Source organism: Mesorhizobium sp. W050 (assembly GCF_054719535.1).
Genome location: NZ_JBTTIH010000001.1, coordinates 1,826,427 through 1,847,226, shown reverse-complemented (window position 1 = coordinate 1,847,226; position 20,800 = coordinate 1,826,427). Strand labels below are relative to the sequence as shown.

Here is a 20,800-nt window from a genome sequence, read left to right as displayed (position 1 = left end):
TTTCTCTTTTAATTTGAAAAGCTTACCACTTCACCTTGAACGAAGTCGAAACGGCTGAAACCAGATCGTTGCCGAAATCGGCGGTGTAGTCCGTACCATATGTGACGCCATCCTTGCCTACGACGGGATGGATCGATCCGCTTGTGAGCACACCCAACGCGCCGCCAAGACGAAGCTCGACGTTCGCGGTCGGGGTGTAGGATACACCACCGCTGACCGTCCATGTATCGGTCTGGGCGCTGAGGCCTGTGCTGGTTCCACGATCCCAGGTCAGACCCGCGGCGCCGCTCCACTGGTCATTGAACTTGTGGCCAATGCCGCCGGAAACCGTCCAGCCATCACGATAGAGCAGATCAAGCGACGTGAGCCTCAAAGCACTGGTCGTCGTGCAAGACGGAACGCCTGTCGGGCAGAAAGGAATGCTCTGCAGCACGCTCCAATTGACCCATTTGATGGACCCGAACGCCAGCCAACCGGGAGCTATGCCCGACTGAAGTTTGAGTTCCAGCGACTCCGGAACCTCCGACGAGCCGCTGACATTCGTAACATTGCCCAGGAACGGGTTGGCCGGACCGACGGCGGGAAGCTGCGTCAGGTCGAGCGTTCCGTCCAAATGGTCCAGCTTGACCGCCGAGTTGTAAACGAGGCTGGCGCGCAGCGCGATATCCGGAATCTCATAGGCTACGCCGGCGCGCCATCCCCAACCGTCACCTTCGAGATCAAGACGGCCAATTCCCGACAACCCAAGGGGACCAACAAAAGGCGAAACCAGCTGTTCCTTGAAACCCGAAACATCCTCGTGAAACACGCCGCCGATAAAGCGCACCTGTCCTTTTCCGAGATCCATCTTATACGAACAGGTCCCGCCTACGGCCTCGCTCTTGACCTTGGTTATGATGTTACCGTTCGCGCCGGCCCAGTTGGCGCCGGGATTGCTGTACGCACCGATCGGCTGGCCGTAGTCGATAAGACAATCGACGGGCCCCATACCAGCCTTGATACCGACACTCGGCACCCAATAGCTTTCGGTATCACGGGCACTGTTGGAGAAGCCCAGAGCGTTAAGATTGCCGCCACCCGTAACCGGGTTTGGATCGATATCCACCACGTTCTTCAAGTCGCGTTGCGGCATGACATAAGTGCCGGTCACCTCGCCTGTGACCTGCGCCGGATCGAAAAGCAGGTCGATGTCGTAGCCACCGCGCTCCAGACCGCCGGCATGCACGGAACCGATCAAACCCAGCGAAAAACACCCCGCCCCCAGCAGTGTTTTCAAACGCAAATTGTTCATGGATGTCCTCCCCGAAATTCCAGTGCGTCAAGCTAGAACCAATTCGGGTTAACGGTGCAACAATGAATTGAAACAGCGTACATGTACGCACTTGCGGAACGCATTTCGGACAAAGTGGCGCGCCGCGCAAGCATGCCGGAAAATGGCCATTTGAGCGGCAATCGGCGCAAAAAATCATGAAAAACCGCTCTAAACAGTATAAAACGCGGATGTTTTACCGGCATTAGGCCCCATTGTTACATTAAGGCAACAATGGGGCGCAAACTTTCCGTTTACGTCAACATTAACGTTACGGAATGCCTGTTTTTCGGGCACAAGACTGCCTTGACGCCGTTCCCAGGCATCGCGAATCCGGCGCTCAGCCGGCGTCGCGCACCCGGGTCAACGCCACCGAAAGCTTCTCCTGCTGATCACGGTATTCCGCGAGTTTTTCGCGCTCGGCCGCGACGATCTCTTCCGGCGCGCTGGCGACGAACCGTTCGTTCGACAGCTTCTTGTGCAGCCGCGCGATTTCCTCGGTCACCTTGGCCAGTTCCTTCTGCAGCCGCGCCGCCTCGGCGGACAGATCGATCAGGCTGCCGAGCGGCAGGCAGATCGTCGCCTCGTTGAGCACGATCTGGGCCGAGCCCTTGGGTGCGGCGTCCTGCAGCGAGATGTCGCCGACCCGCGCCAGCCGCTTGATGGCGGACGCATGGCGTTCCAGCCTCTGGTGAGTCTCGGCGCTGGCGCCGACCACCACCAGCGGCGCGATCGCCGCCGGCGGCACGTTCATTTCAGAGCGCACCGAGCGGATGCCGGAGACCAGATCGACCAGCCAGTTGATGTCGGCGGCTGCATCGGCGTCCTCGAAGTCCGGTGATGGCCAGGCGGCGTGGCAAAGCAGCGTTGCGCGCGTCCTGCCCTCACCTGCCGTCTGCGCCCACAGCTCCTCGGTCATGAACGGCATCATGGGGTGAAGCAGCTTGTAGATCTCGTCGAGCACGAAGGCGACGCAGGCACGGCTTTCGGCCTTGGCCGCCTCGTCGGTGCCCATGAACACCGGCTTCAGCAGTTCCAGATACCAGTCGCAGAACAGGTTCCAGACGAAGCGGTAGGCGGCGCCCGCCGCTTCGTTGAAGCGGTAGCCGGTGATCCCTTCGGTGATCGCGTGCGACGCCCTGGTCAATTCGGTCAGGATCCAGCGATTGACCGGCAGCTTGGCGTCGTTCAGCCAGAAGTCGTCATTGCGCGCGACCTCGTTCATCTCGGCAAAGCGTGTCGCGTTCCACAGCTTGGTGCCGAAATTGCGGTAGCCGGCGATGCGCGCCGGATCGAGCTTTACGTCGCGCCCCTGCGCCGCCATCACCGTCAGCGTGAAGCGCAGTGCGTCAGCACCAAACTCGTCGATGAGGTCGAGCGGATCGATGACGTTGCCTTTCGACTTCGACATCTTCTGCCCGTTCTTGTCGCGCACCAGCGCATGCACATAGATGGTGTGGAACGGCTCCTCGTGCATGAAATGCAGGCCCATCATCATCATCCGGGCGACCCAGAAGAAGATGATGTCGAAACCGGTCACCAGCACGTCGGTCTGGTAATAGGTCTTCAGCTCCGGCGTGTGATCCGGCCAGCCCAGTGTCGAGAACGGCCAAAGCGCCGACGAGAACCAGGTGTCGAGCACGTCCTCGTCGCGGGTCAGGATCTCGCCCGGCTTGAAGGTCTCGAGCTTGTCCTCGACCCAGGCCTTCCATGGACCTTCCAGCGCCAGATAATATTCGATCGCGGCGCCCAGCGCCTCTTCCTCGGTCTTCTCGACGAAGACCCGGCCGTCCGGCCCGTACCAGGCCGGGATCCGGTGACCCCACCATAGCTGGCGTGAAATACACCAGGGCTGGATGTTCTCCATCCAGTCGAAATAGGTCTTTTCCCAGTTCTTCGGCACGAAGTTGGTACGGCCTTCGCGCACCGATGCGATCGCCGGCTTGGCCAGCTCAGCGGCGTTTGCATACCACTGCTCGGTCAGAAACGGCTCGATCGGCACGCCGCCGCGGTCGCCATGCGGCACGGCGTGGCGATGCGGCTCGATCTTGTCGAGGAAGCCGCCGGCCTCCATCAGCTCGACGATTTTCTTGCGCGCGACGAAACGGTCGAGACCGTCGAGCTCGTCCCAGACGGCCTGGCGCTCCGGCGTCACGTCGAGCCCGGCGAGAAAATCCTCATTATCCCTGAGCGTTATTGCCGCCTCGATGGTCAGGATGTTGATCGCCGGCAGCTTGTGGCGCTTGCCAACCTCGAAATCGTTGAAGTCGTGCGCCGGCGTGATCTTGACGGCGCCGGAACCCTTTTCCGGGTCGGAATACTCGTCAGCCACAACCGGAATTTTCCGGCCGACGATCGGCAACACGACATTCTTGCCGACCAGATGCCGGTAGCGCTCGTCGTCCGGGTGCACGGCGACTGCCGTATCGCCCAGCATCGTCTCGGGCCGTGTCGTCGCCACGGTGATGAATGTCCCAGGATTTTCCGGATCGAAAATCTCGCCCTCGATCGGATAGCGGAAGTGCCAGAGATTGCCATTGACCTCCTGCGGCTCGACCTCCAGGTCGGAGATCGCCGTCAACAGCTTCGGGTCCCAGTTCACAAGGCGCTTGTCCTTGTAGATCAGCCCTTCCTTGTAGAGGCTGACAAAAACTTCGAGCACGGCCTTGGACAGGCCTTCATCCATGGTGAAGCGTTCGCGCGACCAGTCCGCCGAGGCGCCGAGCCGCTTCAGCTGGTTGAAAATGGCGCCGCCGGACTCGGCCTTCCACTCCCAGACCTTGTCGATGAACTGTTCGCGGGTGAGATCGCGGCGATGTATCTGCTTTTCCATAAGCTGGCGTTCGACCACCATCTGCGTGGCGATGCCGGCATGATCCATGCCGGGCTGCCACAGCACGTTTTTGCCGCGCATGCGCTCGAAGCGCACGAGTATGTCCTGCAGCGTGTTGTTGAGTGCATGGCCCATATGCAGCGAGCCGGTGACGTTGGGCGGCGGGATGACGATGGTGAAGGCCTCCGCCCCCTCCTCGGCGCCGGCGCCGGCGCGAAATGCGTCCGCCTCTTCCCAGATTTTGGCGATCCTGGGCTCGACGGTCTTGGCGTCGTAGGTCTTTTCAAGCATGGGAAAATGGTCCGCGCGGTCGGGAGTTTTGCTGACCCGGTGTAAATCGGAAGGTTTTGGCCAAGTCAACCGCGAGGGCGGCCTCAGTCCTTCAACGCAAATAGGCGGGGCCCTGGTCATTTCAACGGGAAGGCCATGCCTGCACCTTCATCGTCAGCGATCCCGACGGTAACCTGATCGTGTTCGCGACATCGGCCGGAAGCTGACCTGCAGCGAAAGCGTCGCCCGAAGGCGGCGCCTTAATCCGGAACGGGCTATGGTGATGTCTACTGCGCGCCGCGCGCGACGCGCTCGATTTCTTCGCGTACCAGGCGCTCGACCAGCGTCGGCAGATTGTTGTCCAGCCAGTCCTGCAACATCGGCCGCAGCATCTCCTCGGCCATCTCGTCGAAGGTCTTCTTGCTGCGGCTGGCGAAGGCGTCGGAGAGCTCGCCGAAGGCGGCTGCGACCTGCCGTCCCGTATGTTCCGAAACGATCGCCGACCGAACCGGAGTTGTATCGGCCGGGCGCGCGCGCTCGCCGCTCGAAGGACGAGGCTCGAAAGCCGGCTCGGCAGCGAGATCGTCCTCGAAAGCCTCGACCTCCGCGATTGCTGCCTGCCGATTTTCAGTCTCTGGCTGCCTGATCTCCGGCTGCCTGATCTCGGGCCGCCGTACTGTGTCAGCCGGTTTTGCCTGATTGCCAACGGCCGCGATTTCGCGGCGCCAATCCGTGACGATCGAGTCGGTGGTTTCCGCCTTTGCCCGCACTGCAACTTCTGCCCTGACGGCGGGAGCTGGCTCACTGGCTATCCTGGCGCTTACTTCCGCCAATGTCATCGGAGCATGCGCGGGTGGCGCGGCGGTCGTGGCATTTGCCGCAATGGCCGGCTTCACTGGCGACGGCTCGGAGCGCGGCTCCAGCCGCGCAACCACCGGCTCGGCCAGTTGGGCCTGCACCTCGGCCAGCGTCACCGGCTTCTTGCTTTCGGTCGAGCTGTGCAATTCGCTGCGGAAGGCCTCGACATCCGAAACAGGCCCGGCGGCCGGCACAACGTCCTGGCGCAACTCATCCGCGTCGCCCGGCAGCTTGCGGCCTGTGTCGCTGTCTTCGATGATCCTCCTGATGGAAGCCAGTATTTCTTCCATGGAAGGTTCGCGCTGTGCGCTGCTTGCCGTCGCCATCGTCACATCCGCCGCCCCCGCGCATGATCCCGAAAATCGATCTTCGATTTTCGAAGAGGATCAGGCGCAAAATCAAAGTTCTACAGCCTCCTTTGCGCATCCATCGGACGCGTGGCGCTGCAGTGACCCGTTCCTGGATTCCTGTCCGGCAAAGCCGGATACGAATCATGGCGACAGCGTAGCCGACGGATCGCCATCCGAGAATCCCCAATCTCGGAAGACGCCGGATTTCAACAATTTAGGCTACAAAAGACAAACGCCGCGCATCCTTGGGAAGCGCGGCGCTACGATACTTTCAATCTTGGCGGGATTTGAACCGCTCAGTCGCGATCAACGACCGTCCGGCGTACGCAGCCCGATCCATTTGTCCTTGACGGCTCTGTAGTGCTCTTCAGGCTTGTACTTCACCACATTCAACGCCAGGCGATCGGCCGACAGGCGGCCCATGGCCGACAGGATGGCGTAGCTCGCTACAACCACATCGCGCTCGGAGCTGGCGAGGTCGATCTTTGCCGAGATGACGGCGTTCTGGGCATTCAACACGTCGAGCGTGGTGCGCTGTCCGACATTGCGCTCCTCGATGACGCCGTTGAGCGCCAACTGTGCGGCCGCGATCACCTGCCGATTAGCGTCGACGCTTTCACGCGCTGCGATGTATTGCGTCCATGCCGAGGTCACGGCCTGGCGCACCGAGTCACGGCTGACATCCACCTCGATGCGAGCCTGGCTGAGCGATTCCTTCGACTGACGAACGAGTGCGGAGGTTCGGCCGCCCGAATAGATCGGAACGGTCAGCGTCGCGCCGACGGTGGCGGCATTGGAATCGCCGTCCGAATCCCCCGCGCCAGGTACGGTATTTTGATAGACATGGGAAAGGCCGGCACTGGCAGTCAACTGCGGCAGCAACGCACCCTCCTGCGTCTTTACATCAAATCCGGCTGCATCGACGGAATGTAGGGCGGCCAGGATGGCCGGATGCTCGTTCGATGCAATACCGATCGCCGCCTCGAGACTCCTCGGCAACAGCTTCGCCAACGGCGACGCGGCCTTGAGCTTGCCCGGCTCGTCACCGACGATCTGATGATAGGTTGCCGCACTGGCCAGAGCCTGCGCACGGGCAGCACTCAATTGCGCCACCGCGGCCGAACGCGACGCGTCGGCCTGCGCTACATCGGTGCGCGTGCCCTCGCCGACCTCGAAGCGCGAGCGTGCCGCGCGCGCCTGCTCGGTCAGGAACTGCAGATTCTGTTCGGTCAGCACCGCCACCTGGCGGTCGCGAATCACGTCCATATAGGCGCTCGCCGCGTTGAACAGCGTGTTCTCTTCGGTGTTGCGCAGGCCCTCGACCGAGGCCCTCACCTGTGCAGCGGCCGACGCGACCCTGTTCTTGGTCTGGAAGCCGTCGAACAGCGTCTGATCAATCCGAACGCCGAAGCTGCCGGTGGTCAATGCCAGGCTCGCGTTCCTGCCGTTTAGGTGCCTGGAGGTGTAATCGATATCAGCCGAACCAGTGATCACCGGGCGATAGCCCGACTTGGCGATCGCCACGCCCTCATCGGTGACGCGCACGCCGGCACGGGCCGAATTCAGCGAGGAATTGTTCTGGTAGGCCTTGGAAAGCGCGCCGAGAATGGTTTCCGCCGAGGCGGCTATCGGCGAAAGCGCTGTCGCGGAAATGAGGACAGTAACAAACAAACTCTTGGCTAAAGACGGCACTTTATATCCCTCATTCGTTTTGCACGGGAACCACGCCACGCCAGCCCATCCCTAGGGATCGGCCAGCGCCGCGTCGATGTATCGTTCCCCCGCTGACAGCCTCCCGAAACCCCGGTTAACCAATCAGCAACGATTGTTCAATCGCAAGCCAACATGACAGAGTCTTTGCTGCAAGGCAAAATCACTTAGAACTCGAAGGCATGAATGCGTTCAAATCCGGGTAGTGGCTTAATTGCCGCATTAAATGCCCGTCTTCCGGTTACAACCCCCCCTGCATTGAAAAAGAGCCGGGCTACGCCCGCATTGCCCTGCCCTTCCACAGCCACCAGCCGGCCGCCTTCGGCAAGCTGGTCAAGCAGCGCCGCAGGCACTTTCTCGACGCTGCCGCCGATGAGAATCACATTGTAGGGCGCCTTGGCGGCATGACCTAGCGGCAGTGGGCCGGTGACCACGGTGACGTTATCGCAGCCCTGCGCCGAAAGCGCCGCTTTGGCTGCTTCCGCCAGTGTGGTATCGCTTTCCAGCGCCACGACGGATTTGGCCAGCCTGGACAGCAGCGCCGCGGAATAACCGGTGCCGCAGCCGACATCGAGCACCGAATCGCCGGCGTCGATCTCGGCCAACTGCAAAAGCTTGGCCAGTGGCGACGGCTCCATGAGGTAGCGCGCACCGCTGCCATCGGCGCCGTCGGAGATGCGGATATCCTCGTCGATATAGGCGAGAGCCTGTCGGCCGGCCCCGACAAAGGCCTCGCGCGGCACGGCAAGCATGGCATCGAGCAATGCTGCGTCGGTCACATCGGTGGTGCGGACCTGGCCGTCGACCATCTTGACGCGAAGTTCGGAGAAATCAGCGCTCATGTCCCAACCAATCCGTCAAAGCCAATGCGCTGAAATGCGCTTGTCGCGCCGACACTGCGGCGCATTCGACCGGAACTCAAGCCCCCGGCATGCGGGAGTTGAAGCGATTGGAGGCCTCGCCCGGAATCGAACCGGGGTGCAAGGATTTGCAGTCCTCTGCGTAACCACTCCGCCACGAGGCCTCATCGCTCCCGGCGAGCGAACTCAATATGGTGGCAGCGAAAGGTCGTCAAGCGTCCGCGCGGCATTCCGGCGCGCTTTCCTCATCAGCCGCCGCAACGTGGTTCCCGAGCGGTTTCAGCGCTTGGCGCACCGGCATATTGGCCGCTCGTCAAGCATGGCTGCGCGACCGGCGAAACTCGAACCCGCAGCTTTACGCAGCGGGTGCAAACCGGCTTTCACCGCATATCGCGCGCGGCTGGCACCAGCAGTTGCCGTTCTCAAGGAGATCTTGAGGGGGAAATCTGCGACGGGCTGGAAAAGCGAAGCGGCCGCTCCGGGATCGCGCGCCATCGCTTTCAACTTGGCCGGCGACGCCGTTCCCACCAGACGACGAACCGGCGCCGCAGGCGGCGCACCGCGGCAAATTCGTAGGAAAGCACCAAAAGGCCGAGCGGAATCATCCAAAAGCCGAGAATCGGCAGGAAGCCGAGAAGGCCGAAAAACACCAGAACGATACCGATGGCGATCCTCAGCCCGCGCGAGCGCGGCATGGTGAACTCGCGCCCGAACACCGAGATTTTCCGCGCCGGTGCCTGGTTTTCGTCTGCTGCAGTCATGTCGAAAGTCGATCCGGTTGCCTTCGATAAAGCCATATGCGCTAAAGGCTGCAATCGCCGTTCAGGTTCCGCCGACCAAGGTCCGACGGCGCCCAAGACGGCTCATATGTGGTGTCATCCGGCGATTGCCAGAAACCATTGGGTGAAAATGCGCTAAAAAATGCGAAATGCTTCTTTGCAAAGCCGAAAAGGGTTTGCTATAGGCTGCGCCACTCACATGAGAGCCTCTATTCCCCGGTAGCTCAGTGGTAGAGCAACCGGCTGTTAACCGGTTGGTCGCTGGTTCGAATCCGGCCCGGGGAGCCAACATTTCCAAACACTTACTGAAGTTAGCGGCTCGACCGATTTGGCAACCCAAGATCCAGGGCAACAATTGGGGCAACAATCTTCCCTGTGATTAATCACGAAGGCTCATTGAACTCCTGCAATTTCGCGCGCGAAAGTCCGCCGCCCGACAAACAGGAGTGATTCGCGACAATGGGGTTCGAGGTGGAAGACCTGTCTAAGGTCGCCAATGGCCTCGCCCTGCTCGTCCCGGGTTTGCTCATTCTCTACGTGCGTGCACAATTCCTCACTGGACGCACCCCCTCTCATACCGAAGCCCTGCTCTCCTACTTGGTAGTGACCGTCATTTATTATGCGGCGGTCCTGCCGCTGTTCGCCCTAGGCATTCATAAGGACTCAGCGCCGTGGTGGGTCTGGATTGGATGGGCCGGCCTGATCATCATCGTGCCCATGGCCATCGGCCTTCTACTCGGACTAGGGCACAAAAGGGATGGTATGGAACAATTTGTGAGAAACTGAACCTTGAGGTCGTCCACACCATGCCGACCGCATGGGACTGGAAGTTTGCCCAGCGGACCGAGCATTGGCTCATCATCACGTTGAAAGACGGCACTGTCTTCCATGGATATTACGGGCGCCGGTCGTTCGCTTCCTCCGACAACGACCGCGACATTTACGTCGAGCAAATTTTCAGTCGGGGCAGAGGCGGCAGCTGGGTGCCAATGCCAAATGGCCTTTGGGTCCAGGCATCAGAGGTGAGCACCCTTGAGTTCTTAGACATTGATCGAACGGAGGAAGGAAATGACTGACAAGAAAGGGACGACCAAGACGGTACAACAGGCTGCCGTCAAGAAGGGCTACTCCCCGACCAAAAGCAATGTGCAGGGCGGGTATAAGCCGGTTTCTGGCGGCGGCGCGCCGAAGGTGACGCCCACCACCAGCAGTGGCGGGAAAAAGAAATAGGCGCAAGCGTTCCGGGTACGAAATGATACACCCGGCCGCCAGGGAAAGGCAGCGGCGATGCGGGTGAATTGGTTCTTGCTACTGTTGAGGTTACGGAAAAGGGCAATAATGGGCGTATACGCAGACTTGCTCAATCTTGCAGTCGCAGCCGTTGCACTGGTTGTCTCGGCGGTGGCCTTAGGTTTTTCCATCTTCTTTTGGTACCGTCAGTTTCGGCCGATTGTAACGGCAATGGTTGAGACGCACCACGGCGGCACTGAAGGGATCGCGTATGACCTGGTCATCCTTAACTCCGGATCGATCCCTGCAAAGAACATAAGGCTCCTTGTTACCGATCAGGCAGCGCTGCGGGCGGCGTTGGGCGCCGGCGCCAATGACGAGAACAAGGGCCGATGGTTGGCTTGTTTCGAGCCTTCCAGCGTGATCCGTCTCCTCCAGAACGGTGCTAGGACCTCATGTTCCTTTGGTCTAACCCATAGAGATCCGCGTCAGAGCTTTTGGATTGCACAGGCCGAGTTCCTAATTCAGATCGAGTATGAAGGTTGGTTCGGAGAAAAATATAGAAGAGACCGGCCGAACATGTTGCAGATCGCCGATTCTGAAAGTTTTACAGGCGGAATGTGGGGACCGGTCAAGACAGTCGCAGTAAGCCGGCGCGCCTAAAAGGCCCGCCACCGTGAGGCAGCGGGCCAAATGTAACATTGTTACGGTTCAAGCACCTTCGTGCGCTCGGCCGCCGCCTTCCCCGCCGCCCCATATGAAGCCGGGCCAGTCACAGTCTACGGCGTCTTGCTCATACTCGTTATCGTCGTGCGGCTCGTCGTTGATGTCGCCGCCGTGCTCGTTCTCCTCCTCGCGCTCGCCGTCCTGGGCGTGCAACTCCAGTTGGCTGCCATATCCCCATCCGAGGCTTTCCTCGAGGTCAGGATCCGGGCTCATGGCGTCGAGCAGGTCAATCAGCCGCTCGATCGAGGTGGCGATTGCCACGGCGCATTTCAGGTTGATGGATGGTCATGATGTAGGCTCTCTGGTTTCGGCTTCTCACGGCCGGTTGCCAATGGACAGCACTGGCGCCGGGAGGGTGAGAACATGGCCAGAGACCATGCGCGAACGGCCTTTCCCTTTCGGGTCTTGTATAGCCGCCGCTCTCCCCGCATAGTGCTGCCGTTCGCTCCGACGGCAAGTCGGCTCGTTCTACCCGTTGGCAATATCAATCCTTGCAGGGATCGCCCCGCCAACGCTCTGGGTGCAAATAGCCCGGCAGGGCCATCCGCGGGAGTTCTCACGCTCCGCCGATGATGATGCGCCGACATCCTTAAAAATTCAAGCACGCCCTTGCGGGGGCGCAGCTTGCGCGCGATGCTTCAGCCATGAAAGCGATGCTTTGTTCGTTGGTGATGGGTGCGACGATCTGCACCGCGGGCGCCGAAACTACTAAGCGGGAGGCGTTCGAAGCCTGCCTTGGCGCCGGGATCGACCGGTTCAAAGGCCTCTGCGAGCCGGCCGACCTACTGGCCAGGGCAATCCTCTTCGAGTGCAACCCGCAACTCACCGACCTCCTGATATCGATGCCGCTGGGGCCTAGCAATGATAGAGTCGCTTTGGCAGAGAAGCACCGGCGGGACAAAACCGAAGAGGTCTTAACCCTCTTGCTAGAGCACCGGCTGCAACATCCCTGTCGGTAGCAACAGTCCGCGAAAAGGGGAATTATCCCATGGTCGATGATGTATATCTGCAAGCCTACCGAGACGGCGGCTTGAATGCCGTCAACGATCTTCTCAAGGAGCATTTCCCGACCGACCGCGATCGGGTGATGGTCATGGAGGGTCTTCAGGACACCGGCTATTGGGCGATCACCTGGCATGAGAAGAAACACCCGGACGGCGGAATGTACCGCGATTTCGGACGTGTGAAGGCGTACCTCGGCGACGGGGACGAATAGGATTATCCGGCCGCTTCATGCCCTTTGGCGCCGGCTCCTATCGGCCGATATGCCTTCGCAATTGCCTTAAAGGGGCAGTCCAACGCCAACTCTTCGAGCGCTTGAGCGCCTCCATCTCCATCTTCATAGCGTCCCTTTCAATCGCGAGAGCCTGTACTTCTACCGCAAGCGCCTCGGCTCGGCCGTCATCTGGGGCAGCGGGGGGAGGAGGTGGTGTGGGCGGCGAGTCGGGTGTAGCCAGGTTTTCGAGACGGTCGAGCGCAAGTCGGTTCACGGCGTCGGCTGCGGCTTCCCGAATGAGCGCGGTCCAGCCATCGGGATCGACACACATGATGTCCCAGAAGACCTTTTGTTCCAGGTGTCCTGTCGGAATGGCGACCCGTAGCGGCGCCGGAAACCAGATCGACGTCTCACACGCTTTGATGAAGCCCGTCAGCCTCGCGAATCCGGAGTCTCTGAGGTTTTTCCACTTAGCGGAGAAATGCAGGCACGTAGGAAGGCGAAGGTAGCGCACGGCGGCGAAGCCCTTTGTGAGCACGATCCGACGCCAGATCTCCCAGTCTCCCGCCCCGTTCACATCTTCTGGCCACACCGTCCGCTCTGCAAGAGCGCTGGCGCGATATACGACGCCTGAGGCCGCTATCGTGTTCCCTCTCGCCATGAATTGGCGCCGCTCTTCGGGAAAAAACAGGTTGGTAAGATCAGGACCGCAAATGCCGTCGGTCGAGACCCAGAGGACCTGGCCGTAGACAAGTGCCACCGACGGATCGACGAACTGGCCGCGCATGAGTGCAAGATGATCCGGCATCATCAGGTCATCGTCGGCGGCGAAGGCTATCAATTCCCCGCGTGACGATCGAAGCGCCAGATTTCGATTGGCATAGCCAAAGTGAGGCGCCTTGGGGAAATCAAACCAACGAATGCGCGGGTCGGAAAAGCTTTTCACGACCGCTTCGGTCTCCGGTGCTGCACCGTCGCCAACGACCAGAAGCTCGAACGATTGCTCCGTCTGCGCCAGCACCGACTGGATCGCATAGGCAAGAGAGTCGGGACGATTATGGGTCGGCATCAGAACGCTGAAGAGCGGCGGAGCGTCGTCTACCATCCCTTGAGGCCGCCAAAGTCGACCGGGATCAAATCGGTATCCAGCGGCAGCCGGTATTTGTCGGGATTGGCGTGGTCATATTGCATTGTAGGAAAATTGATTGCTCTAACGTCCCTCGCGCCGATGTTGTGGTCCGCGTGCCAGACGAATCTGGGGATGTTCATCAGGCGTGGCCGGGCTGAAGACAGAACAATCCGAAATACCTGTCCGCAGGTGCTCGACTCGGGCCTTGGGTCATACAGGACGACCTCCATCTCGCCATCGACAACGAAGTATCGATCCTCGTGAAGCTTATGCAGCGCCCAACCCTTCACCGTTCTCGGTCGTATGGTAAACATGTAGCAAAAAACAAGCGGATCGGGATGCCAATTCCAGCGAGGGTCGTAGACCTCGGTGACGCTTCCCCTGTCGTCGAGGTGAGCGGTCATGTCGTGAAACGTCACGCCGTCGGGGACCTTGCCGATCGGCTCGCCGGATCGAACCGTCTCCTGATCCTTCTGGGCCCCTGCCAATGTCTTATCGAGAATGCTCTGCGTCATAGGACTCATCCAATCTAACTAGCTTTGGCAGCGCTCCTCATGCCCTTCTTTTAACTGTCTTTCAACGGCAGCGTGGAAGGCCACGCAATCAAAGAGGACGGCACTGTAGCCAATTTCTCCGATTGGAGAGTGGAGCGGAACTGCCGTTTGACTTTCGGTTCGACGACATCACCCGGCTGCGCCAACCGCTGCCGGCGTCTTGCTATACCGCAAGCGCAAGGCCCTTGCGCTTGCGGTAGCCGTCATAAACACGCTGGGTCACGCCCTTCATGGTCGGGCCGTCGGCAGGATGGTTGGAGTAGCCGCGTTCGTGCACCAGCACGAGGTCAAGGCTTTGCTTCTCGCGAGAAACAGCCATGCGAGTTCCTTTCCGCCAACTGGCGGGCTGGACGAAGCGCGCGCGAGCAAATATCAGACGGCCGGGCGGGGTATTACTTTGCGGAGGAAACAACTTTGGACCGTTTCGAACAGTTGCGGAGAAATATCGACAAAACCAGCATGTCGATAATTGAAATCGGGCCGTTCTTCAGCCCGATCGCTCCGAGGGCGGACGGCTGGGATACGACAATAGTGGACTTCCAGGACGGCGATGCTTTGCGCGAGATGGCCCGTGGTCACACGGCCGAAGTCATCCGCAACAAGGTTGACGAGATTGAAAATGTCGACATCGTCTGGACCGGCCAGCCCTTGGACGAAGCCGCCCTGGCCGTCCGGTCGGATGGTTTTGATTGCCTCATCGCCAGCCACGTGATCGAGCATACGCCGGACCTTATTCGCTTCCTGCAGCAATGCTCCCGCCTGTTGAAGCCGGACGGCATCATTTCGCTGGCCGTTCCCGATATGCGAAAATGCTTCGACCTGCTCAAGTCTCCCACCAGCCTGCGCGAAATTCTCACCGCCTACCGGGAAGGCCGCATCAGGCATTCACCGGAAGCGCTGTTTGAGGGGCGATGCTCGGCGGCGACACGGGGCGGAAAGTCGGCGTGGATCAAAGGCGATCACTCGCCGCTCGGCTACGCCCACAGCCTTGAAGCGGCATGGACGGAATATCAGGGCGACCTTAAAGGCGACATGTCCGACAGCAGGCCCTATGTCGACAACCACGCATGGTTCTTCACGCCGGCGATGTTCGAGCTGGCGATTTTCGAGTTGAACGCGCTCAAGCTTGTCAACTTTAAGATCGCCTTCATCGAAGAGAATATCGGTTCGGAGTTCGTGGTGCAGCTGCGCCGCAGCGACACCCATGCGGCGCTTTCCAACGACGCCCTAAACGCCGTCCGCATCAAGCTCGCTCTGCGGCATCACGCGGAATTCGATGCCGAAGTCGGGCCGGATTATCGCGAAATCCAGCCGGTGAAGATCGAGCGGGAAATCGTCAAGGTGCCGGCCGCCAGAGACACCATCCCCACGCGGGAACTGGTTAGCCTGCTGGCAACACGCATCCGGCGCAGGGTCGGCCTGGACTAGTTGATCAGGCCGTGCGTCCGCAGAGCGTCTTCTAGCGTCTATTTCGGGTTCATCGGGAACCAGGCGTCGAGGTTTTCCCCGGCTGCCTTGCAAACCGGATGGCACGTTCCGGGTTCTCCCGGATCGCCTTCGAAATCGCGTCGACGCTTCGAATTTTGCCCTTCACAGGGGTCAGCGCCGGCACCGCCGAGCGCCTGGGCGAACATGTCGACAAGCTCCTGCCGGCGGCGCCACTCGCGCGTGCGGCGGTCCAGCATGCCTTGAGCAAGGCCGCCATGCTTGCGGGCCATGTCAGGCGCTTGAGCGGGGTTGATGGCTAGCACTTTCGTTGCCCTTGCGTTGCCCCAGATAAATTATCGACGCAGACGATGCGGCAAGAATGGCTGATTTGCAAGGGTTCGACGGGTGAGAACAACCGGTTTGAAGCCGGATGGGCGCTAGTGTGCGCTATTTTTTGACGCTTAGCAGCGGGTGAGAAAAAGTCGCGTTCCGAGCAGGAGCATTGGGCGGTTTTCTCAGAACTCAGTTTCAATGCAAACAGGGGCAATGAGGAGCCTCGCGCGCGGTGGGGGATAATTGGCCGGCTGATGCGCTCCCGGCTGTCAGATCGCAGCCAGGCTGCAGCCTCATCGATAGCGGCGCTATGTTCGTGATCAGTGGTCATTAGGCCACCGCGTCTCGCTGGTCGACGCGGGCCTTCACCCAAGCATCTAAATCAGCCTCGACAAAGGCGCGCCGACGGGGCGAAAGGAACACCGGCTTAGGAAACCGGTGCTCCTTGATCATGCGGTCGATGTAATTTCGAGAGTACACGATCCCCTTTGAGGGGCGTTCACTGAAGGCGACAAGAGTTTGCATTGGAGTGCCTTACGTTGCTATCGAAGGCCTCATAGCGTAGTCATTTCAGCGTCGGGAAATACACTTCTTTGAAGAAATTTTGTGCGAACAAACCCGCGTGCTGGTTTAGAGCGCAATCAGCACTGGCAAATCAGGATAGCTTGCTTTTCTCTTCATCCCTATAAGCGATGATGCGAGTGACGATCGACTTGCGAGGCGGCGCGGCGCCAAGGAATAGCTTGGCACCGGTCTCAATGAAATTGGCAGTAGGGCTGCCGGCGCTCCCCGATATCTTATATGAGCAATCGGCACTTTAAACGCCGCGCACCAGAGCCGAGCAAGGCCACGTATGAGCCCATCGATCTCGGGCTGCTCGTTTTTCGTCGGTCGACCTTCCAACCATTTTTCCATGCCGTCAGCCATAGCGGTCACGCTCGCAAGCAGGCGGTGAAGCACCCGTTTAGCGATCTCGACGTCACCCTCGGTGAACTCAGCCGGAACGAGGCATGCGTTTAGTTCTTCTTCCGACATGGGGACCGGAGCTGCGTCGTCCCAACTATCAGGCAGGCGCACACCCGCCCCAAACTCGGTAGCCGTCGACAACTCGAGCTTTTGGCTATCCGAATACTGCACGGTGGACGACACCGCCTCCTGGAGCCTTTTCCATTCATCGACGGTCCCTTGATGTGTCCTTTTTCCGCCGCTCGGCCGACCAATGAAACGTATTTGCAATGTCGTGCAGCTTCGTTCTCAGCCAATCGCCATGAGGCATGGAAAACCCTTGGGATTCCAGCATTGAAAGGATCTCTCGTTCGGCTCGCTCCGAGAAATCGTGCTGATAGTTGAAATTGAGGGTCATTGACCGGCCGCCTTTATCTGGATGACATTGTTGGCCGTCTTGCGGCCTGTCAGCGCCACAAGCGCGCCCTCCCAGCGCGTCAGGGCGTCTCGCTTCACCTTGAGGCGGTCAGACTGGTTGTACGTCCTGACTAGCGCCGTAGGCACATGCCCGATGACAGCCTCGGCAACCTCGCCCATCACGTCGAGCTCGGACAGCCGGGTGCGAACCGTCCGGCGGATGTCATGATTGACCCACGCCGGCAGCTTGGCCTCTTGATCGTCTTTCCGAAGCGCTGCGAGCATGGCGGCGTCAATCCGCAGCTTGACCTTATGGCCGATCGTCACCGGTCCCGCGCCGTCGAGCGAGCAAAGCCAGTTGCATTTCTTTAACCGCGGCAACTTGGCGATGATGCCGAGCGCTTCGTCAGTGAGAGGCACAACGTGATCGCGGCCGGACTTGAAGCGCGCCGCCGGCACAGTCAGCGTCTTGCGGTCAACGTCGACTTCGGTCCATGACGCCTGGGCGATATCGTTGAGGCGCTGGCCGGTCAGCAGCAGCAGCCGATAGACGGCGCTGTAGACGTCGCCAGCGGCCGTGGCAGTCCAGAGCGCCCCAATCTCAGCATCGGTCAGGACGCGGTCCCTTGATCCCTTCTCGCCGATGGTGGTGCGCACCTTCTTTGCCCGGAAGGGTGAGGCGGTGATCAGGTCGTCATCGACACACCAGCCGAAGAACGTCCCGATCTTCTGGGCGATGTTGAGCGCCTGCCGCTGCGCGCCGCGCGCATAGATCGGTTCGACCACTTCCATGATGTCGGCATTGGTGAGGGTGGCGACGTCCCTGCCCTTCCACTTCGGCAGGCATTCCCGGTTGAGGTCGCGCTCGTCCTCGTCGGCCTTGCGGATGCCATCGCGGCGCCGGGCTTTGATGAACCGTTCAAGGATGGTTTCGAAAGACCGGTCACGGCTCTCTGTCGCTGCCCTCGCCGCCGCCTGCCGCTCCTCGTCAGCCTGGACCTTCGGGTCAATGCCGCGATCAATGAGCGCTGCCCACTGCCTCGCCTTGGTGCGTGCCGCTTCAAGCGACATGACGTCGTACTCTCCCAGCGCGCGGCGGGCTGGCTGAGTTGCAACACCGAAACGGGCGATGTAGACAAAGCTGACTTGTCCGGCCTTAAGCTTTGAACCGTTGGACGGCTCCTTGTCGGTTACGCGGACGCCCATGCTCGGGACTTGGGCATCCATGATCACGTATCGCTTGCCAGGAGCAGCCGGCTTCAAAGCCTTCAGGCGGTTGTCGGTCAGGGTCTCGCGGGGCATTAGGGCTCTCCGGGGCAACGTCGGGGCAACAGGATGCAACTGCTGCCTATGTTGCCCTGTGTGCTCTAATGTGCAACAGGAAAGCTGAAATCGTTATGAAACAAGGGGTTTTTCAGGAGTGGAACAACCGGGATATGGCGCTGGTGGGCTATCCCGAGAGCGGCTGTTAACCGGTTGGTCGCTGGTTCGAATCCGGCCCGGGGAGCCACCGCCTTTTCTAAGCCGTGGTGCGATCTTGTACACTACAGCGCCATTGTCCGCGCACTTCGGTCCGCTTAGCTTCTGCCAGAACGGCTTTAACAGCTACGAAGCCGATCGAGGCAGTTTGGTGGGCATCGCGCCCCTGCCCTCGCCCGAAGGCAGCCTGATAAAGCCCGATATCATCTATGAAAATACCAAATCGGGAGGACGTTGGTGCAAACCAAGAAGATCATCAATGACGGCAATCGGGCCGTCGACGAGATGCTGGAAGGCATCCTGGCTGCGCATCCCCGCCATCTCAAAGCCGTTGACGGAAGCCCGCGCTCGATCATCGCCCGCGATGGACCGCGCCAAGGCAAGGTAGGCCTCGTCATTGGTGGCGGCTCGGGCCACGAGCCGAGTTTTCTCGGCTTCGTCGGCAAGGGGCTGGCCGACGCGGCGGCGATCGGCAATGTCTTCGCCTCTCCGCCGCCCGACCCGATCCTCGAATGCGCCAAGGCGGCGAGCGGCGGCGCCGGTGTGCTGTTCATGTACGGCAACTATGCCGGCGACGTCATGAATTTCGACATGGCGGCCGAGATGGCCGCGATGGACGACATCGAGGTGCGCACGGTGCTGAGCACCGACGACGTCGCTTCCGCGCCCGTTGGCGACAGGCACAAGCGGCGCGGTGTCGCAGGGAACTTCTTCATCTTCAAGGCGGCAGGCGCCGCCTGCGACCGCATGTTGTCTTTCGATGAATGCGAACGCATTGCCGGGAAAGCCAACGACCACACCTTTACCATGGGCGTCGCATTGGCGCCGTGTTCGTTGCCGCAAACCCGCCGGCCGAATTTCGAAATCGGACCCGACGAGATGGAGATCGGCATGGGCATCCATGGCGAACCCGGCATCGCACGCGGAAAACTCAAAACGGCCGACGAGATCACTGACGAAATGCTGGACAGGATTCTCGCCGAGATGGCGCCGGCACGCGGCGAGAAGGTCGCCGTGCTGGTCAATTCGCTGGGTTCGACGCCGCTGATGGAACTCTACATCATGAACCGGCGCGTGAAGCAGAGGCTTGACGATATCGGTGTATCCATTCACGCAAGCTGGGTCGGCAATTACTGCACCTCGCTCGAAATGGCCGGCGCTTCGATTACGCTGCACCACCTCGACGACGAGTTGCAAACGATGCTCGACCACCCTTGCGACTGCGCCATGTTTCGCGCCGGGTAAACTTGGTGAACGGCAAGGAACAAGAGATGACGACAATCGACACCACCCGCCTTGCCGCGATGTTCGCGGCCATCGCCGACGCTATGTCAGCCGACCGGGATCGGTTGTGCGCGCTTGACGGGGTGATCGGCGATGCCGACCACGGCATTGCGATGGAGCTTGGATTTTCCGCGGCACGCGATGCGGTGGCCGCATTGGATACCGGCACCACCGATCCGACCATCTTGCTGAACACGGCGGCGAAGTCGTTCCTCAACGCCGTCGGCGCCTCCTCGGGCCCGCTCTATGCCACGGCATTCATGCGCGGCGCGGCCGCCGTCAAGGGCAAGGCGACGCTCGACGACGCCGACGCGGTCGCTATGTTCCAAGCGATGGCCAGAGGCATTCAGGATCGCGGCAAGGCCGAGCCTGGCGAAAAGACAATGATCGATGCGTGGGCGCCGGCCGCGACGGCTGCGGGCGAGGCACTGGCCGCCGGCAAGGGGCTGGCCGGCAGCCTCGCGGCTGCAGCCGGGGCGGCAAAGGCCGGCGCGGAGGCGACCAAGGCGATGATCGCCACCAAGGGCCGGGCCTCCCGCCTCGGCGAACGCTCGCTTGGCCATATGGATCCAGGCGCGGCGTCCGCCGTAACCGTCATCGAGGCGATGCGGATCGCCTTGACCGGCTAGGTCGGGAGCGGATCCTCAGCGCTTCGCGTCGAGCTTGTCGACAGCCTGCACATTGGCGGCAGAGGGACCGTTCGGATCGAACTCCGAGGCCAGCCAGGCGTCGGCGATCGATTTGGCCAGTTCGGGGCCGATGACGCGCGCACCCATGGTGATGATCTGGGCATTGTTGGATTTCGCAGCGCGTTCCGCCGAATAGGTGTCGTGGGTTAGCGCGGCACGGATTCCGGGCACCTTGTTGGCCGAGATGCTGACGCCGATGCCGGTGCCGCAAAACAGGATGGCGCGATCGTAATTGCCGTCGACAATTTCGTGGCCGACCGCAGCGGCAATATCGGCGTAGAATCCGGCCTGGCTGAGATCGACGACCTGCAGTTCTGGCTTGGTGGCGAGATGCTTGGCGATGACATCGAGCAGCGGCTTGCCGGCGCTGTCGGCTCCGAGTGCGATCTTCATGGCAATTA

24 protein-coding genes and 2 tRNA genes are annotated in these 20,800 nt (G+C 60.6%); 10 read left to right on the top strand and 16 right to left on the bottom strand.

Annotation, left to right across the window (positions count from 1 at the left end; genetic code table 11):
- Positions 1-22 precede the first annotated feature (22 nt).
- The 7 genes from ACYG9Y_RS08815 to ACYG9Y_RS08785 form a co-directional block, all read right to left on the bottom strand.
- A complete protein-coding gene (locus tag ACYG9Y_RS08815; RefSeq protein ID WP_023739018.1) occupies positions 23-1,291 on the bottom strand; it encodes an OmpP1/FadL family transporter in 1,269 nt (422 codons plus the stop codon).
- 358 nt (positions 1,292-1,649) lie between these two features.
- Positions 1,650-4,433: a valine--tRNA ligase gene (locus tag ACYG9Y_RS08810; protein WP_023739019.1), complete on the bottom strand. Its 2,784-nt coding sequence runs from the start codon at positions 4,431-4,433 to the stop codon at positions 1,650-1,652.
- 266 nt (positions 4,434-4,699) lie between these two features.
- Positions 4,700-5,596 (bottom strand): PopZ family protein, encoded by an 897-nt coding sequence (locus ACYG9Y_RS08805; RefSeq protein WP_023739020.1) that lies wholly within the window; start codon positions 5,594-5,596, stop codon positions 4,700-4,702.
- Between the two features lie 330 nt (positions 5,597-5,926).
- On the bottom strand, positions 5,927-7,312 hold the full coding sequence (locus tag ACYG9Y_RS08800) for a TolC family outer membrane protein (RefSeq protein WP_023691095.1): 1,386 nt from the start codon (positions 7,310-7,312) through the stop codon (positions 5,927-5,929).
- Between the two features lie 185 nt (positions 7,313-7,497).
- A complete protein-coding gene (locus tag ACYG9Y_RS08795; protein ID WP_023701682.1) occupies positions 7,498-8,172 on the bottom strand; it encodes a protein-L-isoaspartate O-methyltransferase family protein in 675 nt (224 codons plus the stop codon).
- 108 nt (positions 8,173-8,280) lie between these two features.
- Positions 8,281-8,354: transfer RNA gene (locus ACYG9Y_RS08790), tRNA-Cys, on the bottom strand.
- A gap of 336 nt (positions 8,355-8,690) precedes the next feature.
- Entirely contained in the window at positions 8,691-8,951 is a 261-nt protein-coding gene (locus tag ACYG9Y_RS08785; protein WP_031203994.1) for a PGPGW domain-containing protein, read from the bottom strand.
- 231 nt (positions 8,952-9,182) lie between these two features.
- On the opposite strand from ACYG9Y_RS08785, the gene ACYG9Y_RS08780 reads away from it, so the two are divergent.
- From ACYG9Y_RS08780 to ACYG9Y_RS08760, 5 genes are all read left to right on the top strand, one after another.
- Positions 9,183-9,257: transfer RNA gene (locus tag ACYG9Y_RS08780), tRNA-Asn, on the top strand.
- Positions 9,258-9,428: 171 nt separating this feature from the next.
- On the top strand, positions 9,429-9,755 hold the full coding sequence (locus ACYG9Y_RS08775; RefSeq protein WP_023739022.1) for a DUF6338 family protein: 327 nt from the start codon (positions 9,429-9,431) through the stop codon (positions 9,753-9,755).
- Entirely contained in the window at positions 9,659-10,045 is a 387-nt protein-coding gene (locus ACYG9Y_RS08770) for a DUF6338 family protein (RefSeq protein WP_460223111.1), read from the top strand. Before ACYG9Y_RS08775 ends, ACYG9Y_RS08770 begins: the two co-directional genes overlap by 97 nt.
- Positions 10,038-10,199 carry a hypothetical protein gene (locus ACYG9Y_RS08765; RefSeq protein WP_023739024.1) on the top strand — a complete coding sequence of 54 codons (162 nt, stop codon included), beginning with the start codon at positions 10,038-10,040 and terminating at the stop codon, positions 10,197-10,199. Before ACYG9Y_RS08770 ends, ACYG9Y_RS08765 begins: the two co-directional genes overlap by 8 nt.
- A gap of 108 nt (positions 10,200-10,307) precedes the next feature.
- Positions 10,308-10,862, top strand: coding sequence for a hypothetical protein (locus tag ACYG9Y_RS08760; protein ID WP_023749168.1), 555 nt, complete (start codon positions 10,308-10,310; stop codon positions 10,860-10,862).
- A gap of 48 nt (positions 10,863-10,910) precedes the next feature.
- Here ACYG9Y_RS08760 and ACYG9Y_RS08755 read toward each other — a convergent pair whose 3' ends face one another.
- The gene (locus tag ACYG9Y_RS08755; protein WP_023739026.1) at positions 10,911-11,186 is read right to left on the bottom strand and encodes a hypothetical protein; all 276 of its coding nucleotides are present in this window, start codon (positions 11,184-11,186) and stop codon (positions 10,911-10,913) included.
- A gap of 383 nt (positions 11,187-11,569) precedes the next feature.
- Between ACYG9Y_RS08755 and ACYG9Y_RS08750 the strand changes: the two genes are divergently transcribed.
- Both ACYG9Y_RS08750 and ACYG9Y_RS08745 read left to right on the top strand, forming a co-directional pair.
- Positions 11,570-11,884, top strand: coding sequence for a hypothetical protein (locus tag ACYG9Y_RS08750; RefSeq protein WP_023739027.1), 315 nt, complete (start codon positions 11,570-11,572; stop codon positions 11,882-11,884).
- Between the two features lie 29 nt (positions 11,885-11,913).
- Positions 11,914-12,141, top strand: coding sequence for a hypothetical protein (locus tag ACYG9Y_RS08745; RefSeq protein ID WP_023739028.1), 228 nt, complete (start codon positions 11,914-11,916; stop codon positions 12,139-12,141).
- A gap of 37 nt (positions 12,142-12,178) precedes the next feature.
- On the opposite strand, the gene ACYG9Y_RS08740 is transcribed toward ACYG9Y_RS08745, so the two are convergent.
- From ACYG9Y_RS08740 to ACYG9Y_RS08730, 3 genes are all read right to left on the bottom strand, one after another.
- Positions 12,179-13,246: a glycosyltransferase family 2 protein gene (locus tag ACYG9Y_RS08740; protein WP_023681671.1), complete on the bottom strand. Its 1,068-nt coding sequence runs from the start codon at positions 13,244-13,246 to the stop codon at positions 12,179-12,181.
- On the bottom strand, positions 13,240-13,785 hold the full coding sequence (locus ACYG9Y_RS08735; protein WP_023681672.1) for a cupin domain-containing protein: 546 nt from the start codon (positions 13,783-13,785) through the stop codon (positions 13,240-13,242). The genes ACYG9Y_RS08740 and ACYG9Y_RS08735 overlap by 7 nt, the downstream gene beginning before the upstream one ends.
- Before the next feature lie 202 nt (positions 13,786-13,987).
- Positions 13,988-14,143 (bottom strand): glycosyl hydrolase 108 family protein, encoded by a 156-nt coding sequence (locus ACYG9Y_RS08730; protein ID WP_023739029.1) that lies wholly within the window; start codon positions 14,141-14,143, stop codon positions 13,988-13,990.
- Positions 14,144-14,238: 95 nt separating this feature from the next.
- On the opposite strand from ACYG9Y_RS08730, the gene ACYG9Y_RS08725 reads away from it, so the two are divergent.
- A complete protein-coding gene (locus ACYG9Y_RS08725; protein WP_023739030.1) occupies positions 14,239-15,252 on the top strand; it encodes a class I SAM-dependent methyltransferase in 1,014 nt (337 codons plus the stop codon).
- A gap of 38 nt (positions 15,253-15,290) precedes the next feature.
- On the opposite strand, the gene ACYG9Y_RS08720 is transcribed toward ACYG9Y_RS08725, so the two are convergent.
- From ACYG9Y_RS08720 to ACYG9Y_RS08705, 4 genes are all read right to left on the bottom strand, one after another.
- Positions 15,291-15,575, bottom strand: a complete 285-nt coding sequence (locus ACYG9Y_RS08720; protein WP_156929760.1) for a hypothetical protein — start codon at positions 15,573-15,575, stop codon at positions 15,291-15,293.
- A gap of 340 nt (positions 15,576-15,915) precedes the next feature.
- Positions 15,916-16,110: a helix-turn-helix transcriptional regulator gene (locus ACYG9Y_RS08715; protein WP_023739032.1), complete on the bottom strand. Its 195-nt coding sequence runs from the start codon at positions 16,108-16,110 to the stop codon at positions 15,916-15,918.
- A gap of 105 nt (positions 16,111-16,215) precedes the next feature.
- Entirely contained in the window at positions 16,216-16,734 is a 519-nt protein-coding gene (locus ACYG9Y_RS08710; RefSeq protein ID WP_023749166.1) for a hypothetical protein, read from the bottom strand.
- Between the two features lie 210 nt (positions 16,735-16,944).
- Entirely contained in the window at positions 16,945-18,249 is a 1,305-nt protein-coding gene (locus ACYG9Y_RS08705) for a site-specific integrase (protein ID WP_023739034.1), read from the bottom strand.
- A 414-nt stretch (positions 18,250-18,663) separates the two neighbouring features.
- Between ACYG9Y_RS08705 and ACYG9Y_RS08700 the strand changes: the two genes are divergently transcribed.
- Positions 18,664-19,671 carry a dihydroxyacetone kinase subunit DhaK gene (locus ACYG9Y_RS08700; RefSeq protein WP_023667709.1) on the top strand — a complete coding sequence of 336 codons (1,008 nt, stop codon included), beginning with the start codon at positions 18,664-18,666 and terminating at the stop codon, positions 19,669-19,671.
- A 26-nt stretch (positions 19,672-19,697) separates the two neighbouring features.
- Positions 19,698-20,339 carry a dihydroxyacetone kinase subunit DhaL gene (dhaL, locus tag ACYG9Y_RS08695; protein ID WP_023739035.1) on the top strand — a complete coding sequence of 214 codons (642 nt, stop codon included), beginning with the start codon at positions 19,698-19,700 and terminating at the stop codon, positions 20,337-20,339.
- 15 nt (positions 20,340-20,354) lie between these two features.
- Here dhaL and derI read toward each other — a convergent pair whose 3' ends face one another.
- Entirely contained in the window at positions 20,355-20,792 is a 438-nt protein-coding gene (gene derI / locus ACYG9Y_RS08690; protein WP_023672592.1) for a D-erythrulose-4-phosphate isomerase, read from the bottom strand.
- Positions 20,793-20,800 lie beyond the last annotated feature (8 nt).

Bases quoted from the DNA above. Each gene is read 5' to 3' on its own strand.
- ACYG9Y_RS08765 (WP_023739024.1), top strand. From the start codon at position 10,038: ATGACTGACAAGAAAGGGACGACCAAGACGGTACAACAGGCTGCCGTC.
- ACYG9Y_RS08745 (WP_023739028.1), top strand. From the start codon at position 11,914: ATGGTCGATGATGTATATCTGCAAGCCTACCGAGACGGCGGCTTGAAT.
- ACYG9Y_RS08775 (WP_023739022.1), top strand. From the start codon at position 9,429: ATGGGGTTCGAGGTGGAAGACCTGTCTAAGGTCGCCAATGGCCTCGCC.
- ACYG9Y_RS08705 (WP_023739034.1), bottom strand. From the start codon at position 18,249: ATGCCCCGCGAGACCCTGACCGACAACCGCCTGAAGGCTTTGAAGCCG.
- ACYG9Y_RS08810 (WP_023739019.1), bottom strand. From the start codon at position 4,433: ATGCTTGAAAAGACCTACGACGCCAAGACCGTCGAGCCCAGGATCGCC.
- derI (WP_023672592.1), bottom strand. From the start codon at position 20,792: ATGAAGATCGCACTCGGAGCCGACAGCGCCGGCAAGCCGCTGCTCGAT.
- ACYG9Y_RS08805 (WP_023739020.1), bottom strand. From the start codon at position 5,596: ATGGCGACGGCAAGCAGCGCACAGCGCGAACCTTCCATGGAAGAAATA.
- ACYG9Y_RS08760 (WP_023749168.1), top strand. From the start codon at position 10,308: ATGGGCGTATACGCAGACTTGCTCAATCTTGCAGTCGCAGCCGTTGCA.
- ACYG9Y_RS08770 (WP_460223111.1), top strand. From the start codon at position 9,659: ATGGGCCGGCCTGATCATCATCGTGCCCATGGCCATCGGCCTTCTACT.
- dhaL (WP_023739035.1), top strand. From the start codon at position 19,698: ATGACGACAATCGACACCACCCGCCTTGCCGCGATGTTCGCGGCCATC.
- ACYG9Y_RS08735 (WP_023681672.1), bottom strand. From the start codon at position 13,785: ATGACGCAGAGCATTCTCGATAAGACATTGGCAGGGGCCCAGAAGGAT.
- ACYG9Y_RS08785 (WP_031203994.1), bottom strand. From the start codon at position 8,951: ATGACTGCAGCAGACGAAAACCAGGCACCGGCGCGGAAAATCTCGGTG.
- ACYG9Y_RS08730 (WP_023739029.1), bottom strand. From the start codon at position 14,143: ATGGCTGTTTCTCGCGAGAAGCAAAGCCTTGACCTCGTGCTGGTGCAC.
- ACYG9Y_RS08815 (WP_023739018.1), bottom strand. From the start codon at position 1,291: ATGAACAATTTGCGTTTGAAAACACTGCTGGGGGCGGGGTGTTTTTCG.
- ACYG9Y_RS08795 (WP_023701682.1), bottom strand. From the start codon at position 8,172: ATGAGCGCTGATTTCTCCGAACTTCGCGTCAAGATGGTCGACGGCCAG.
- ACYG9Y_RS08715 (WP_023739032.1), bottom strand. From the start codon at position 16,110: ATGCAAACTCTTGTCGCCTTCAGTGAACGCCCCTCAAAGGGGATCGTG.
- ACYG9Y_RS08750 (WP_023739027.1), top strand. From the start codon at position 11,570: ATGAAAGCGATGCTTTGTTCGTTGGTGATGGGTGCGACGATCTGCACC.
- ACYG9Y_RS08740 (WP_023681671.1), bottom strand. From the start codon at position 13,246: ATGGTAGACGACGCTCCGCCGCTCTTCAGCGTTCTGATGCCGACCCAT.